The sequence below is a fragment of the Methylicorpusculum sp. genome (assembly GCF_030651835.1).
Taxonomy (GTDB): domain Bacteria; phylum Pseudomonadota; class Gammaproteobacteria; order Methylococcales; family Methylomonadaceae; genus Methylicorpusculum.
On record NZ_JAUSBX010000090.1, the window covers coordinates 102,071 to 117,656 of the forward strand.

General features: G+C 45.4%; 14 protein-coding genes. 8 read left to right on the forward strand and 6 right to left on the reverse strand.

Annotated elements, in window-relative coordinates:
- Nucleotides 1-111: 111 nt before the first annotated feature.
- Together trpC and trpD are read right to left on the reverse strand one after the other, a co-directional pair.
- Nucleotides 112-912, reverse strand: a complete 801-nt coding sequence (trpC, locus tag Q7V32_RS11950) for an indole-3-glycerol phosphate synthase TrpC (RefSeq protein WP_304897204.1) — start codon at nt 910-912, stop codon at nt 112-114.
- Nucleotides 909-1,940 (reverse strand): anthranilate phosphoribosyltransferase, encoded by a 1,032-nt coding sequence (trpD, locus tag Q7V32_RS11955; protein ID WP_304897205.1) that lies wholly within the window; start codon nt 1,938-1,940, stop codon nt 909-911. The genes trpC and trpD overlap by 4 nt, the downstream gene beginning before the upstream one ends.
- 605 nt (nt 1,941-2,545) lie before the next feature.
- Here trpD and Q7V32_RS11960 point away from each other — a divergent pair.
- From Q7V32_RS11960 to Q7V32_RS11970, 3 genes are read left to right on the forward strand one after another with little or no spacing between them, the layout of a single operon-like run.
- Nucleotides 2,546-3,775: a hypothetical protein gene (locus Q7V32_RS11960; protein ID WP_304897206.1), complete on the forward strand. Its 1,230-nt coding sequence runs from the start codon at nt 2,546-2,548 to the stop codon at nt 3,773-3,775.
- A gap of 47 nt (nt 3,776-3,822) precedes the next feature.
- Nucleotides 3,823-4,485, forward strand: a complete 663-nt coding sequence (locus tag Q7V32_RS11965; protein WP_304897207.1) for a response regulator — start codon at nt 3,823-3,825, stop codon at nt 4,483-4,485.
- Entirely contained in the window at nt 4,482-5,918 is a 1,437-nt protein-coding gene (locus tag Q7V32_RS11970; protein WP_304897208.1) for an ATP-binding protein, read from the forward strand. The genes Q7V32_RS11965 and Q7V32_RS11970 overlap by 4 nt, the downstream gene beginning before the upstream one ends.
- 31 nt (nt 5,919-5,949) lie before the next feature.
- Here Q7V32_RS11970 and Q7V32_RS11975 read toward each other — a convergent pair whose 3' ends face one another.
- Complete coding sequence (locus Q7V32_RS11975; RefSeq protein ID WP_304897209.1) at nt 5,950-6,825, reverse strand: fumarylacetoacetate hydrolase family protein; 876 nt, start codon at nt 6,823-6,825, stop codon at nt 5,950-5,952.
- Between the two features lie 224 nt (nt 6,826-7,049).
- On the opposite strand from Q7V32_RS11975, the gene trpE reads away from it, so the two are divergent.
- Both trpE and Q7V32_RS11985 read left to right on the forward strand, forming a co-directional pair.
- A complete protein-coding gene (gene trpE / locus Q7V32_RS11980; RefSeq protein WP_304897210.1) occupies nt 7,050-8,537 on the forward strand; it encodes an anthranilate synthase component I in 1,488 nt (495 codons plus the stop codon).
- Nucleotides 8,534-9,121, forward strand: coding sequence for an aminodeoxychorismate/anthranilate synthase component II (locus Q7V32_RS11985; protein ID WP_304897211.1), 588 nt, complete (start codon nt 8,534-8,536; stop codon nt 9,119-9,121). Before trpE ends, Q7V32_RS11985 begins: the two co-directional genes overlap by 4 nt.
- A 98-nt stretch (nt 9,122-9,219) precedes the next feature.
- Here the strand turns inward: Q7V32_RS11985 and Q7V32_RS11990 are convergent, their stop codons facing one another.
- Complete coding sequence (locus Q7V32_RS11990; RefSeq protein WP_304897212.1) at nt 9,220-9,918, reverse strand: hypothetical protein; 699 nt, start codon at nt 9,916-9,918, stop codon at nt 9,220-9,222.
- Nucleotides 9,919-10,493: 575 nt separating this feature from the next.
- Between Q7V32_RS11990 and msrA the strand changes: the two genes are divergently transcribed.
- The 3 genes from msrA (at nt 10,494) to Q7V32_RS12005 (ending at nt 13,476) form a co-directional block, all read left to right on the forward strand.
- Nucleotides 10,494-11,132: a peptide-methionine (S)-S-oxide reductase MsrA gene (msrA, locus tag Q7V32_RS11995; RefSeq protein WP_304897213.1), complete on the forward strand. Its 639-nt coding sequence runs from the start codon at nt 10,494-10,496 to the stop codon at nt 11,130-11,132.
- Between the two features lie 399 nt (nt 11,133-11,531).
- The gene (locus Q7V32_RS12000; RefSeq protein WP_304897214.1) at nt 11,532-12,971 is read left to right on the forward strand and encodes an ATP-binding protein; all 1,440 of its coding nucleotides are present in this window, start codon (nt 11,532-11,534) and stop codon (nt 12,969-12,971) included.
- Nucleotides 12,931-13,476: a response regulator transcription factor gene (locus Q7V32_RS12005; RefSeq protein WP_304897215.1), complete on the forward strand. Its 546-nt coding sequence runs from the start codon at nt 12,931-12,933 to the stop codon at nt 13,474-13,476. The genes Q7V32_RS12000 and Q7V32_RS12005 overlap by 41 nt, the downstream gene beginning before the upstream one ends.
- Nucleotides 13,477-13,568: 92 nt before the next feature.
- Here Q7V32_RS12005 and Q7V32_RS12010 read toward each other — a convergent pair whose 3' ends face one another.
- Nucleotides 13,569-14,480: a hypothetical protein gene (locus Q7V32_RS12010; RefSeq protein ID WP_304897216.1), complete on the reverse strand. Its 912-nt coding sequence runs from the start codon at nt 14,478-14,480 to the stop codon at nt 13,569-13,571.
- A gap of 662 nt (nt 14,481-15,142) precedes the next feature.
- Nucleotides 15,143-15,580 (reverse strand): SoxR reducing system RseC family protein, encoded by a 438-nt coding sequence (locus Q7V32_RS12015; RefSeq protein ID WP_304897217.1) that lies wholly within the window; start codon nt 15,578-15,580, stop codon nt 15,143-15,145.
- Nucleotides 15,581-15,586 lie beyond the last annotated feature (6 nt).

Sequence of the window (15,586 nt, forward strand, 5' to 3'; positions counted from 1 at the left end):
GTATTGAGGGTGAGTGTATTCCGAAAATCAGGCGTGGCGGAGCCAGGGTAAAGAGTCACTTTTTATAGCAAACTGTTGCCGGGAAAGGGCAGCCTTTCCCGGTAAAAGTGTCTATAAAGAAAACAACTCGCGCATTTTCCGGCCGGGACTGTCGGCGCGCATAAACGCTTCACCAACCAGAAAAGTGTATATCCCGTTATCCAGCATTAATTTGACATCGTCAGGTGTATGAATACCGCTTTCAGTAATGATCAAACGGTCATCGGGCACCTGCGCTTTTAAATCCAGGGTCGTCTGCAAACGGGTCTCGAAGGTCCGCAGGTTACGATTATTGATACCGATCAAAGGCGTGTCCAGCGTTAAGGCGCGGGTCATTTCATCGGCATCATGCACTTCAACCAGCACATCCATGCCCAGTTCGCTCGCGGTGTCCGCCAGCGCATGCAGGGCGGGGTCATCCAATGCCGCAACGATCAGCAAGATACAGTCTGCCCCCAAGGCTCGAGCTTCAAACACCTGATAAGCATCGATCATAAAGTCTTTACGCAACACCGGCAGCGGACAGCGCTCTCTGACCATTTGCAAATACACTTCCGAACCTTGAAAGTATTCCTTATCGGTTAAAACAGAGAGGCAGGTAGCGCCATTCATCGCATAATCCTGACCGATCAAAATCGGCTGAAAATCTTCGCGAATGACGCCTTGACTGGGCGAGGCTTTTTTTATTTCGGCAATAATGGCTGGTTTTCGGGTAGCCGCCTGATACTGTAAAGCCTTATAAAAACCTCTCGGCTTTTCAACACCGCTGGCCAGGTCCTTGAGCATCTCTATCGAGGCGCTCAGTTTGCGTTTTGCCACTTCTTCAACTTTGGTGTCGAGAATTTTTTTCAGAATATCCGGAGTATCGCTCATGATGACTTGTTAGTTATGTTATTGGAAAATTCAACCAGGGCATCCAACTTGGCTTTTGCTGCGCCACTGGCAATGACCTGCAAGGCTTTTTGCACGCCGAACTGTAAATTATCACTCAGATTGGCGGCATAAATGGCGGCTCCGGCATTTAATGCAACAATATCCCGGGCTGCACCCGGCTGATTATCCAGGACTTGTTTCATCATTTTTAAACTGGATGCCGCATTATCAACGATCAAATCACTGAGCTGACCGCGCTTTAAACCAAACTGAACGGGGGTGATCGAATAGCAGTTGATATTGCCGTTTTTAAGTTCCGCCACATGAGTGGAACAGGCAATACTGATTTCATCCAAGCCATCTTCGGCATTGACCACCAGCACATGACGGCTACCCAATTTTTTTAACACTTCCGCCATGGGTCGAAGCCATTCCTTACCAAATACACCGATCAGCTGATTGGGGGCAGATGCGGGGTTGGATAAGGGACCCAGCAAGTTGAATAAAGTTCTGACCCCCATTTCCCTGCGGGGTCCGATGGTATGCTTCATGGCGCCATGATGTTTGGGGGCAAATAAAAAGCCGATTCCTATTGTATTGATGCACTGACTGACTTGTTCGGTGCCAAGATCAAGATTTACGCCTGCCGCCTCCAAAACATCCGCACTTCCGGAGCTGCTGGAAACCGAGCGGTTACCGTGTTTGGCAACCTGAGCACCTGCCGCCGCTGCTACAAATGCGGCTGTGGTTGATATATTAAAGGTATGAGCCCCATCGCCACCTGTTCCACAGGTATCGATCACATGCTCGCCGGTCACGCTGACATGATCGGCCAAATCTCGCATGACCTGGGCTGCGGCCGCAATTTCTTCCACCGTTTCACCTTTGCAGCGTAGCGCAACCAAAATGGCGGCAATTTGTGCATCAGATGCCTGACCGGTCATGATTAAATGCATCATGTCGCGCATTTGCTCTCCGGATAATGAACGTTTTTCCAGGAGTGTCTGCAGTGCTTGTTTGATTTCCATGGTGTAATTGAGTAATAAAATACTGAGTGTTTAGTTATTGGTTAAGCAAGGAATTAACAAATATCGTCCATAAGAGGATGTTCGTAGATTTACGCGGGGATTGAATGCTTATTGAAGTATGATCTTTGTCCCAAGTAGAATGCATGCCTGCATCCTGCCACAAAAACGATCGATTGACCATCCTTGCCCGTTGAACTTTTTAATGATCTCGAACAAGTCCGTAATCTTTTTTTACCCTGTCAGCTTACCGCTTAACAAAGCGGTTTAACTCCCATACGGCAATTACCTAAATCCCTGCAGGTAACATTTCGCGAACTATCTGCTGTTTTTAGAATTATCCTTGATATTGCAAGTGTTTCGGAAGATCGCAGCAATTCTCAATTTGAAGGGAAAAAAGGGCTGGGAGAAGCTTTTTGAGGATGTCGGCAGCAGGGATGCTGCTGTCAAGCCCCCATGGAAGGGTTTACGGCGTTCCTCAAAAGGCTTTTCCCAGCCAAAAATGACGCCGAAACGATCAAACTGAGAATTGCTGGGAAGATGGATAAAAAAAGACTGATGAGTTGCAGACGTTATAAAATTGGATCTCCGCAAGTACAGGTGCCGTTATGAAATTTCCAGTGTTTTTAGTGATGGTTTTAGGGGCTTGGCTCAACGTCGGCTATAGCGCTGAAAAATCCTCAGAATCCGTTATTGAACTTAATTTTTTCTGGTCTCATCGATGTTCTCACTGCCTTGAGGCGAAACCGTTTATCGAGGAACTGGACGCGCGATATGACTGGCTAAGCGTAAAAAGCTACGATTTGATGAATAATCAGGAAAATGTGCAGCGTTATATCACGATGGCTAAAGCTCTCAATGATCCGGCCAACGCGATACCCGGGTTTATTTTTTGTGACCGTATCCGGGTGGGTTTTGACAGTCCGGCCCGAATGGGTAAAGAACTGGAACGCGAGCTGATCGAATGCCATGAGTCCAACGCGGGCCAGGCAGCATCCACACAATTGGCTTTGCCTTTGCTGGGCACGATTGATTATCAGGCTTATTCACTGCCGTTCATGACGGTGTTTATTGCGGCGCTGGACGCCTTCAACCCTTGCGCCTTTTTTGTCTTATTGTTCCTGCTAAGTCTTATCGCGCATGGCCACAGCAGGCAGCGAATTGCAATCATAGGCGGAATATTCGTGGTATTTTCCGGCGGCATGTATTTTATATTCATGGCCGCCTGGCTCAACCTTTTTTTAATGACGCAACAACTGGAACTAATTACCGCGCTGGCCGGCATTATCGCGGTTTTAATTGCAGGGATTAATATCAAGGATTATTTTTTCTTCAAACAAGGGCTATCCTTGAGCATTCCCGAATCGGCCAAGCCCATGCTTTTTCAACGTATGCGCTCAATCCTGCAGGCCGGAAACTGGCCCGCCATGGTCGGGGCGACGGTGGTATTGGCCATAGCAGCAAACAGCTACGAACTTTTATGCACAGCGGGCCTGCCCATGATTTACACCCGCATTTTGACCTTACACGCCTTATCGACCCCCTCTTATTATGCTTATCTGGCACTTTATAATATGGTTTACGTCATACCGCTACTCGTCATCGTGGTGATCTATACCCTGACCTTGGGCAGTAGAAAATTGACAGAGCAACAAGGGCGCCTGTTGAAATTATTATCCGGCTTAATGATGTTGAACCTGGGCATAATGTTGTTAGTTGCCCCGGAATGGCTGAATAATATGCTGGCGTCATTGACCGTGCTGGGATCGGCACTATTAATAACCTGTTTGGCTTATCTACTCGAAAGGATGAAAACAGGAAAATTGAATACGGACTGATTTTGGTTTCGTATTCTGATAAAAATTTATAAACTCTGAGTATACCTATGCGACTTTTGTTAGTAGAAGATGATGAAATTTTAGGCGATGGCATCAAGGCCGGCCTGACTATGGAAGGCTATGCAGTGGATTGGGTCATGGATGGCAATCTCGCTAATGAGGCGTTGAAAACGAATTCTTATGAACTGGTGGTATTGGATCTTAACCTGCCGGGAATGGAAGGAATGGATGTGTTAAAAGAATTGCGCAAACGCAAGGATGAAACGCCTGTTCTGGTTTTGACAGCGAAAGATACGGTGGATGACCGCATTCAAGGACTGGATAGCGGCGCTGATGATTTTGTGGCCAAACCCTTTGAATTATCGGAAGTCTGCGCACGACTCAGGGCGCTGGCAAGAAGACAGTCAGGACGCAGCGTCCCGCAAATCGAACATCAGGGCGTGGTGCTGGACCCGGCTTCGCATGTCGTAACTGTCAAAAACAAACGTATTGATTTGTCCCAAAAAGAATTTGGCATTTTGAATTTTCTAATGAGCAATATCGGCCGGGTGATTTCTCGCGCGCGAATTGAAGAAGCCCTTTATTCCTGGGGATCTGAAATTGAAAGCAATTCGGTAGAAGTCCATATCCATCACTTACGAAAAAAACTGGGCGCCAAATTCATCCGGACAGTTCGCGGCGTAGGTTACATCATTGATGAAGCTGAATGAAATATTCGCTACGGAATATTTTACTGTTTACACTGCTCTCGGCATCCGCGCTGATCTGGGGTGTTACGGCCTATGTCAGTTACCGGCTCACCCGGGACGAAGTCGTTAAGCTTTTCGACGCGGAATTAGCTCAATCGGCCCATGCTCTTTATTCTTTCGTCGGCCACTTGCTGTACGAAGGTTCTTTAAATGAACTGTGGGATTTGGACAGTCCCGAGAAAATTTTGACCCACAGTACTTTTAATTCCAAATACACGCAAAAAATTGCTTTTCAGCTGATTTCCAAGACGGAAGGATTGATCTTGCGCTCGCGAACCGCGCCGGTCAAACCCATGACGGATTCGCTCAACGGCTTTACCAAAATGGAAATTGACGGCTATTTATGGCATGTCTTCAGTATTTCGGATGATAAGGATGAATACATCATCCATGTGGGCCAACGGGACGATGTGCGCCGCGAGTTAAAAGATGAAATAGTCAGCCATCTGATCAAACCGTTGTTATTCAGCTTACCTTTTCTGGGCGTTGTCATCGGCCTGATCGTCAGGCGTGCGTTAAAACCGGTCAATCGTCTGACCCAGCAACTTGCCAGGCGTGAGGCGAATTATCTGAAACCTTTGTCAACGCGGCACTTACCGACTGAAATTGTCCCTGTCGTTGAAGAGATCAATACACTTTTTCTGCAATTGGAAAAAGCGTTTGAAAACGAACGGCGCTTTACTGCGGATGCCTCACATGAATTAAAAACACCGCTGGCGGGACTGCTGACCCAAGCGCAGGTAGCCATGAAAACGTCTGATGAAGGCATGCGGCAGCAAGCATTGGGACGCATTGAACAAGCCGTCAAAAGAATGACCAACATGGTGCAGCAACTATTGACGTTTTCCCGGATAGAGTCAGACCCTACTTACCTGAACAAACAATATGTTGAATTAAGCCGCGAAGTGATACAAATTATTGCCGAACTGGAGCCTGAAGCACATAAAAAGCAAATCAGCATGAGTTTTGAGCACAACAGCGTGGCTTACGTGAAAGTCAATGTTCCGTTGATCGGCATTCTGATCCGAAACATCCTGGACAACGCCGTTAAATATACGCCAAGAGGCGGCAAGATTGTGATCAGTCTGACGCAAAGAAAAGCGCTGGAATTATGTGTTGAAGACTCGGGGCCCGGCATAGCCATTGAGCAATATGACGATGCCTATAAACGATTTTACCGGTGCATAGAAACCGCAAACAAGGTTCAGGGCACGGGTTTGGGTCTATCGATGGTTCAACGTATCTCTTTGTTGCACGATGCCGAGTTACACATGGATAAATCAAGGTTTGGCGGTTTGAAATTGGCCGTGCTGTTTCCTTTATTGCCGGAAGCCAATCCTGTCAAAAACATCAAGAACGTTAAAAAACAGCTTTTTGGTAATGTTATTGACTGATTAAACTTTCAAGAAAAGCGGGCCTGCCTATTTATTCTACCGGAAAGATGCTGTCCGGCTCTGCGATTACCGGATTTATCAGCGTACCTATTTTCTCAATGCTGACACGCACCGTTTGCCCGGGCTTCATATAGCCTCGCGGTTTCATTTTTACACCGACTCCGGCTGGCGTGCCTGTTGTAATGACATCGCCGGGTTCCAGCATCATGGCCTGGGTTAAGTAAGCGATCATCTCAAAACAGTTGAAAATCATATGCCGCGTATTGGATGACTGACGCTTTTCATCATCCAGCCAGGTTTCCAGAGCCAATTGATGCGGATCGCCTATTTCATCGGACGTAACCAGCCAAGGTCCCAATGGCCCATGGGTATCAAACGACTTTCCCAACGTCCAGGTGGCGGAACGAAACTGCCAGTCGCGCACCGACACATCATTTGCAATCGTATAGCCTGCGATCACTTCATGGGCCTTATCAACGGCTACGTGACGGCACCGTTTGCCAATGACAAAAGCCAGCTCCCCTTCATAATCCAGTTTTTCGGACACTTTGGGCCGGTGAATCGCAGCACCCTGTCCTATGACACAGGAACTTTGCTTGGTAAAAAATGTAGGGTATTCGGGTTTTTCCAGTTCAGTCTCATCAATATGATCTGCGTAATTAAGACCCACACCCAGAAACTTGCGGGGCCGTGGCACCGGCGCTTGCAAGATTACGTCCGCTAAGGCGATGCGCTGCGTGTTTTTCGCTACCAATTGCTGCATGGCATCGATAGAGGAAGCCCCCCCCTCAAGAAATCCAATCATGTCTTCAGGTATGGTCTTTACACCCAAACTATCCACAATCCAATCGCCCACAACCGCCCCGACCCGGGTCTTGCCCTTAAAAGTAAATGTTGCCAGTTTCATTGCTTTTAAATACCCGGATGATTTTGTTGATTGGCATTGTATAACGAAGAGCGAAAGACCAAAAAAAAGTTATAATGCTGAAACTAAAAGCAAGTGACCCGTAAGTACAAGGGAAATTGACCTCGCGTTATGCTGAAAGCCGGCCGGACCGGTTAAATTTTATTCGTACGGACAAGAAACGTCACTGTTACAACAAGACTGAACATAAACCAACGATATCTGCAATGACACGCGAAGAGTTCAATCAATACGCCCGACAGGGCTTCAATCGTATCCCTGTCAGCCGGGAAATTCTTGCTGATTTGGACACGCCGCTCAGCGCTTATCTTAAACTGGCTGACGGACCTTATTCCTATCTGTTTGAATCCGTGCATGGCGGAGAACAGTGGGGCCGCTATTCCATTATCGGATTGCCTTGCCGCACCCTCGTCAAAATCAACGGCCATAAGATCGAAGTTGAGCATAACGGACAAATTGAGGAATCGGCTACGCACACTAATCCTTTGGAATGGATTGAATCCTTCAAAGAACGTTACCGTGTCCCGGATATCAAATCCCTGCCTCGATTCAATGGCGGGCTGGTGGGTTATTTCGGCTACGAAACTATCGGTTATATAGAGCCGCGGCTGGAATCATCGAATAAGCCGGATCCTTTGGGCACGCCCGATATCCTGTTAATGGTTTCGGAAGAAATGCTGGTTTTCGATAATTTGTCCGGAAAAATGCTGCTGCTGACTCACGCCAATCCGGAAGAGGACAACGCGTATGACAATGCATTGACCCGGCTTCGTGAATTGGCCTCCAAGTTGCGGGAATTAAAAGCCAGACCGCAATCAAACAAGCCCCCCAAACACGTTGAAGAATCGCATTTTGTTTCCGGATTCACGCAACAGGGTTTTGAAGATGCAGTGCTCAAGGCCAAGGACTATATTTTTGATGGCGACATTATGCAGGTTGTATTGTCGCAACGCTTATCCATCCCCTATACCGCTTCACCTCTGGATCTATACCGCGCCCTGCGCTGCCTTAATCCTTCCCCGTACATGTACTTTTTAAATCTGGACGATTTTCATATCGTCGGTTCCTCGCCTGAGATCCTGGTGCGACTGGAAGAAGGAACTGTTACGGTCAGGCCCATAGCAGGCACCCGTCCTCGCGGTGCGACGTACGAGCTGGATCTGGCTTTGGAACAGGAGCTGCTGGCTGATCCAAAAGAATTGGCCGAACATTTGATGCTGATCGATTTGGGTCGCAATGATACAGGACGCGTTGCGGAGATAGGCTCAGTGCAACTCACTGATAAAATGATCGTGGAACGGTATTCGCATGTCATGCATATCGTCTCCAACGTCACAGGACAACTGAAAAAAGGCAAAAACGCCTTTGATGTATTGGCTGCTACATTTCCGGCAGGCACGGTCAGCGGCGCGCCAAAAATACGAGCCATGGAAATCATTGATGAACTGGAACCCGTCAAACGAGGAGTTTATTCAGGCGCTGTGGGTTATATCGCCTGGTCCGGCAATCTGGATACCGCCATTGCAATACGAACAGCAGTGATCAAGGATCAAACTTTACATATTCAAGCCGGTGCAGGAATTGTTTACGATTCGGTGCCAAGAAACGAATGGGATGAGACGATGAATAAAGGCCGGGCTATTTTTCGAGCGGTCAGTATGGCAGAGGCTGGGCTGGAAGGAGATCCGTCATGAGTGTAAAAGTAGTGATGATCGACAATTACGACTCCTTCACTTACAACCTGGTGCAGTATTTGGGTGAACTGGATGCCGAGGTCATCGTGGTCCGCAATGACGAAGCGAGTATCGCCGATATCGAAGGCATTGCGCCCGATAAAATCGTCATATCTCCAGGACCTTGCACGCCCAAGGAGGCCGGCATTTCGGTGGAAGCCATCCTTAAATTCGCTGGACGCCTGCCGATTCTGGGCGTCTGCCTGGGCCATCAAAGTATCGGCTATGCTTTTGGCGGCCATATTATCCATGCCAAAAGTATTATGCACGGCAAAACGTCTTTGGTTTATCACAAGAATCAGGGCGTATTTAAAAGTTTGAATAACCCGTTTACCGCAACGCGTTACCATTCTTTAGTGATTGATCAGGCGAGTTTACCCGATTGTCTTGAAGTCACAGCCTGGACAGAGGACGAACAGGGCAATCTTGATGAAATAATGGGCGTCAGGCATAAAACGATGCCGATTGAGGGTGTACAATTTCACCCGGAATCGATTTTGACCGAGCATGGCCACGATATGCTCAGAAATTTTTTGCAGGGATGATGTCCGGGATTTCCGCAAGGCTTCGGATTGCCAAGCTAAACATCAACCTATGCTTGCCGGTTTTTTAAAGCGCGGGCTTCGGCGATGACTTTTTGTATTCAACGAAAATATAAAGTCTTGATCTTCAGCATTGCATCATCCAAAACATCAATAGCATCTTCGCAGCTTATCAAGGACTTTTCGTTTTCAAGAATATGATCAGCCAGCTGACTAATCGCATACCAGTGATAGGGATGATCTACAAACCTAAACGCCTCTAAAAACAGGCTATTGAGCTTTTCTAGGCGTTTATCCTTATCTCCGATAAACCCATCCAAATACTCTGCTACTCGCTCAAGATCTGATGATCCCCCGTAATACTTAAGGGCTTCCACATTGATCAGTCTTGCATTAAAGCATTCATCATCCAATTGAGCGACATACTTGGCTTCAGCCAAAGGTCCCGCCAATATATTGATAATATCCGCCTCATAAGCGACTTGATAAGCGTGCAATTGATGATCGGAAAAATAACGGCTACTTTCTATAACCGATACCGGCAAACTGCCGATTAAATGCCCACCTTCAACCGTTGCCAGCCAATTCGATTTTGACCGTTCCAATGCGTCATGATTTGCCCCTTCCTCTGAACATAAATTGCCAATAGTGATTTGAAAAAATACCGGTGGTAGATTTTTTAGACGGTTACTCAAATGAATGGCCGCCGCATGCCCTGCCTCATGGTAGGCGGTGCGGGCAATCAATTCTTCCTGGACTAAAGGTATTGAATTATCAATCTGTTGGTAATTTCTTTTCATGGGTACCCTCTGTCTTGAAAAAGAATGCGGTTAAATAAATCAACCGCATGTAATGAGGAAGGTTATCAACCCTTGAATACTCAACAAAGTTACGTCAATCAAGAGTTTTAAATAGTGTAGTATCAGCGAGTGGTTATGCAAATGTGGCATATTGACGCGTGACGATATGCCACAGCCATTGGCACAATTATTGAAGGTATATTATCATTTTGCCTTGATCACTATCGGACAAAGCTAGATAAACCAAGGGGTTGACAACGAAAACCCGAGATTTGCACCATTTTTTCAGCTTAAGAATGAGGCAAATAACACAGCAGAATGAGTCTATTCACGCTAATCCCTTCAGGCTAACGCCTAATCCCGGCAGACTACAGCATTGACTTTTTATAAAAAAATGATATGCGTTTAAACATTTGAATCAAAATGCATACAGTTATAAAAAGTGATCCCGGATTCTTACCTTAATTTAGCGCCACCATGACAAGCATGAACGATAAACGAGAATATGTGTCTCAAAGTGGCGGATAACCAGCCTAAATCAACACCTTTGATCCCTGTTCAGCGAGGAAATAACCATGTTCTCATTTTTAAACCAGAAGCTGTCAAAACCATTATCTTCTGAATCATTGCCGGGCCGCGACCAACCGCTGCCCATTATCAACAAGCACTGCGTTAATGGGCATCCCATTGCGCCGCCTTTTCCACAAGACATGCAAACGATACTGTTTGGCATGGGCTGTTTCTGGGGAGCAGAAAGAAAATTCTGGCAAACCCCTGGCGTATTCAGCACCGCAGTGGGTTATTCCGGCGGCAATACCAAAAACCCGACTTACGAAGAAGTATGCAGCGGTCTAACGGGGCATAGTGAGGTAGTTCTTGTGGTCTATTCTGCTGACGACATCAGTTTCGAAAGCTTGCTTAAAATCTTCTGGGAATCTCATAATCCTACTCAGGGAATGCGGCAGGGAAATGACACCGGCACTCAGTATAGATCCTGTATTTATACTTATTCGGATACTCAGCTTAATACTGCATTGGCGTCAAAAGAACATTATCAAACCCGATTAACTCAAAGCGGATTACCCCTTATTACCACTGAAATAGAACCTGTTGATATATTTTATTATGCTGAAACATATCACCAGCAATACCTTCACAAAAACCCGGACGGATATTGTGGTTTAAAAGGCATAGGCGTTTGTTTTGAATCATAGAAAGATAATCAATTGCCAAATTTCAGGCAAAAAAAAGCGGTTCAAAAAAACCGCTTATAAAGATATTAGGAAGGATATAACGCAACTTTTAGCTGAGGGGTCAAATTGGTTCCCTTAAAAGTTAGGTTAATAATAGCAACACTATTTGCAAGAAAAAATGTGACATATTGTCGCACTCACAATAACAAGGAAGTATCCTGGCTATTTAAGCCCCCAAACTGCGCCGACTTACCGGGCATAAGGGATTCAACATCGCTTAAATCCTGTTCTCTAAACTACCCAGAACCAGTATATATGCCGAGATAATATTCAAACACCATAAAATTCATTACTGATTTACCGAGTTGAAGTACGATAGCTATAAAATATTTAATCCGTTTATGCATCAGGCCAACAAACATGTTTTCTCAAGTATTGCCTAAATCAGAAATATCAGCTCGCCAAAACCTGAAATGGCTATTCATTCTCAGAAACCTGATGATGGCCGGTGAAGCCTTACTTATCATCATTTCAGTTCAGGGGTTAAACATAAGATTGCCGCATGAGCAGCTTTGGCTTGTAATTTTATCCATTGGAGCAGTCAATTTATATACCTGGATGCGCCTCAGGACAGATGATCCTGTCACCGAACTCGAAATATTTTCACAACTCGTCATTGATGTTTTAGGTATCGCTTCCCTGCTTTATCTGACAGGCGGGGCATCTAACCCTATTATTTGGGTCTTTTTGATGCCGTTAATCATCACAGCGATCATGTTGCCACATAACTATGCCTGGTATATGGTCATTTTAACGACATCCATGTATACCATCCTGATTGCTTACAACATACCACTACCCTCTATCGAACCTCATATGCCGTCGATAGAGCCGGATATAGCCGCACTGGAAATTTACCAGGCCGATATGCAGCATTCGGCTAAAGAGCATTATCAAATACTTCGCAAAGCTCATGAACTGAAGGACCATCATTATTTTAATCTGCATATATTTGGCATGTGGTTCGGCTTTGTATTTAGTGCGGGTCTGGTGGCTTTTTTTGTTGTTGAACTGGCAAGAACACTGAGAGCTCAAGAACGAACGCTCGCTGAAGCCAGGGAAAATGCATTACGAGATGAGCGCGTAGTATCATTGGGAACGCTGGCAGCCAGTGCCGCGCATGACATCAGTACACCACTGGGAACCATTGCAATAGTCGCGCATGAGTTAGAAAAAGAATATCCTATACACCGCTTTCCTGACCTTCACCAAAAGACACTGATCATGCAGCAACAGGTTAACCGGTGTAAAGAAGCACTGTCAGTAATGTCGGCAAGCGCAGGCGAAATGCGAGCCGAGTCCGGACAAATAATGCTGGTTGAAGAATACATTGACGAAGTCATTCGACAATGGCGCGCACATAAACCGGAAATCAAACTTAGATTATTCGTCAATCCCTGCGTACCCACGAATGCTAGAATTATCGCAGAACGCACGCTGACCCACTCGCTGATCAATATTCTCAATAATGCTGCCGAAGCAACCGAAACGGATCTCGGTATTGAGCTTCATGTTTCCTGGGATCTGGAGCATGTCTACATCAAAATTCGAGACTTTGGAGCGGGTGTTCCTGATAACATCCTGGAACTTGCTCGAAAACAACCGGTCATCAGCAGTAAACACGGAATGGGCGTAGGACTCTTCCTAACCTGCAGCACAATCAGCCGTATCGGCGGCAAGATTGATTTTATAAATTTGGAAACCGGTGGCGCTAGCGTAGAAATAGTGCTGCCATTGCTTGCTATGAGAGATGATCACTATGAATCAGGAATTGGAGAAACCACGTCTTTTATTGGTTGATGATGATGAGACGTTTTGTAATGTGCTTAAAAACGCATTGGAAAAGCGTAATTACGAGGTCATTGTTGCTAATGACGTAGAAAGTGGCATAAAGATGGCCGAAATCAGTGAGCCTGAATATGCTGTTATTGACCTGCGTATCGGTTATCAATCAGGCTTAGAATTGGTGAAGAAACTGATTTCGTTAGACGGCAACACGCAAATAGTCATGTTGACAGGCTTTGCCAGCATAGCCACGGCTGTAGAAGCGATCAAGCTGGGCGCCATACACTATTTGACCAAACCCGCTAATGCCGATGAAATCGTTAACGCCCTCAACAAAAATGAAGGGGATACGTCTGTCAGTATTAACGAAAATCCATTATCGGTTAAACGGTTGGAGTGGGAGCACCTGCAAAAAGTCCTGATGCAACACGATGGAAACATATCAGCAGCCGCTCGCGCACTCAATATGCACCGCAGAACCTTGCAGAGAAAACTCGAAAAAAGACCCGTCAGGGAATAGATCATCACTGACAGAGATTGATGACGGTGCGTCCCTGCACCACCACCGTAAGAATTGAACAACTATTTTGATTTAAGGAAGATTATATTTGTTTAACTTTTGCCTGTCTTGGATTTAATCCAGGACCACGCAGGACATAACACCTTACCCTTAACTAATCCGGTCACTTTTTTTACCAGATAACAAACAACTCCACTCAATTTTGTTTGCTCATCCAATTCCAGTTTTTTAACCGAAAACACTCTGAGTTTCTCGGATTGTAAAGCTAGACCTTCTACATAAACATAATTGTAAGCCCACATTTCCGAGAGCGATACAAACCACATGAAGGCGAAAGAGGCGCCCATACCGGTACCTGCAATAATGACCAGCCAAGCAAACATGGGGTCTAGCTTGGTCAGCCACCATGACAAAATATCGGCGATCAAAAACGCATAAGGCATTCCTATTGCGATATTTTTAATCTTATTCGGCGCTGTTTCAGAAAAACTGAAAATAAGCCCCACAAACATAAATATAAAACTGATACCGAACAAATGGATATGTGACACACGCGTCAATGAAGAGAAAGTCGCACCTTCATCCTGCTCTGTCACAGCTTTCAACTGTTTGAAATCGTTATAGTTAGGAATACTCCCTGATTCGGCGTTATGACACATCACGCAGCGTTGCTCGATAATTTTTTTCACACCACTGGACTCATACTCATCTTCCTCTGCACCATCACGTGTCCATTGAATAATGGTAAATCGCTCTTCTTCAGAAGCATAAGACTTCATGGAACCGTTCAGTTGCGTTTCCATCACGGTACCCGACCGGTTTCCGTAATAACTGTAAACAATGTCGTCAATCGACAATCCGAATTTACCGTCAGCCATGCCATGCGTAAAAAGAATCTGGATCAATGCAAAAAGATAACCAATGCCAACGGTTAATAGATAACCGGAAAACAGGACTTTGATCGGACTATCCAGATCTTTCAATTGCGCTTTTAATGGATTCATATGTTTTTCCAACTAATTAATAAACTATTTAAAACTCTTGATCATAAATACCCATTAACTGGCCGCAAGTTCCTTGGAAGCGCGTTTTTTAATCAACACACCGATAACCCTAGTTGCATTAGCCACACTAAAATGGGCAAGTTATTGTTATTTATTACTAAAAGCTATTTGTATACAAATGACGGTGATTTAAAATCAGGATGCATACGGCTCAGTTAAGATTCAACATGATTTAATCATAGACCGTCTGCAATAATCAGGCCTTCAGCTCTAAAATCCCAGGCACACAATGTCCTCTGGCGCTATAAGTCATGCCTTTAAAATTCTCCAGCCTGTTAAACCTTGATACCGGGTGAAACGCGCACCCAAGCAGTGCAAACCATGTGCCCATGGAGCCTTAAAATTGTGCAAGCATAGGGAACCTTATTGCTTTTGCTCATCTTTTCAGCGGGTAGCTACTCGCCCGTTTTGAATTAAGAGTGCAGGTAATAAGCAGATACTTCAGCTGGTACAAAGTGGCTAAATGATACGGCCCAAAAACCGTTGAAATGAAAAGTGCTTCGATCAATTCATTGGATATACAACTAACTCACGGCCCTGTATTCGTAAACTTACGCTTTATTTCTTGCAGATAATGCTGGACAGACTAAATGTAACAAACATTAAATTTTCTTTAATACAACCGGACGAGAAAAATAAGGAAAAAAGAAAGAAGCCTGCATTTTATTGATTACCCATAACGTCACACCCAAGCTCAAAAACGACACACCTGCCACCGTTAAATCCGGTTTATCATAATCGGGCGGGAGTAATTCCTGAACACTGATCCCCACCAATACCATGACCACCAGAGGCGCCAAGTATAAAAGCATGGACGCTCGAATTAAGACACTTTCCTGAATGCCGATGACCACTTCATCACCCGTTCTTAAATCAATATCGCTATCGACCTCAACAGATCTTTTACGGATCATCTTACTCAATACTGACGTTGAACAAGAGCCATTTTGCTTACAGCTGCCGCAGCCGGAAGCGGGCTTACTCTCAACCCAGACATGGTGATTTTCGACTTTTGAAACTACTGCTGTTTCTTCTATCATTGCGAA

Coding starts and splice junctions, on each gene's coding strand:
- trpC (WP_304897204.1), bottom strand. CDS start 912: ATGAGCGATACTCCGGATATTCTGAAAAAAATTCTCGACACCAAAGTT.
- trpD (WP_304897205.1), bottom strand. CDS start 1,940: ATGGAAATCAAACAAGCACTGCAGACACTCCTGGAAAAACGTTCATTA.
- Q7V32_RS11960 (WP_304897206.1), top strand. CDS start 2,546: ATGAAATTTCCAGTGTTTTTAGTGATGGTTTTAGGGGCTTGGCTCAAC.
- Q7V32_RS11965 (WP_304897207.1), top strand. CDS start 3,823: ATGCGACTTTTGTTAGTAGAAGATGATGAAATTTTAGGCGATGGCATC.
- Q7V32_RS11970 (WP_304897208.1), top strand. CDS start 4,482: ATGAAATATTCGCTACGGAATATTTTACTGTTTACACTGCTCTCGGCA.
- Q7V32_RS11975 (WP_304897209.1), bottom strand. CDS start 6,825: ATGAAACTGGCAACATTTACTTTTAAGGGCAAGACCCGGGTCGGGGCG.
- trpE (WP_304897210.1), top strand. CDS start 7,050: ATGACACGCGAAGAGTTCAATCAATACGCCCGACAGGGCTTCAATCGT.
- Q7V32_RS11985 (WP_304897211.1), top strand. CDS start 8,534: ATGAGTGTAAAAGTAGTGATGATCGACAATTACGACTCCTTCACTTAC.
- Q7V32_RS11990 (WP_304897212.1), bottom strand. CDS start 9,918: ATGAAAAGAAATTACCAACAGATTGATAATTCAATACCTTTAGTCCAG.
- msrA (WP_304897213.1), top strand. CDS start 10,494: ATGTTCTCATTTTTAAACCAGAAGCTGTCAAAACCATTATCTTCTGAA.
- Q7V32_RS12000 (WP_304897214.1), top strand. CDS start 11,532: ATGTTTTCTCAAGTATTGCCTAAATCAGAAATATCAGCTCGCCAAAAC.
- Q7V32_RS12005 (WP_304897215.1), top strand. CDS start 12,931: ATGAATCAGGAATTGGAGAAACCACGTCTTTTATTGGTTGATGATGAT.
- Q7V32_RS12010 (WP_304897216.1), bottom strand. CDS start 14,480: ATGAATCCATTAAAAGCGCAATTGAAAGATCTGGATAGTCCGATCAAA.
- Q7V32_RS12015 (WP_304897217.1), bottom strand. CDS start 15,580: ATGATAGAAGAAACAGCAGTAGTTTCAAAAGTCGAAAATCACCATGTC.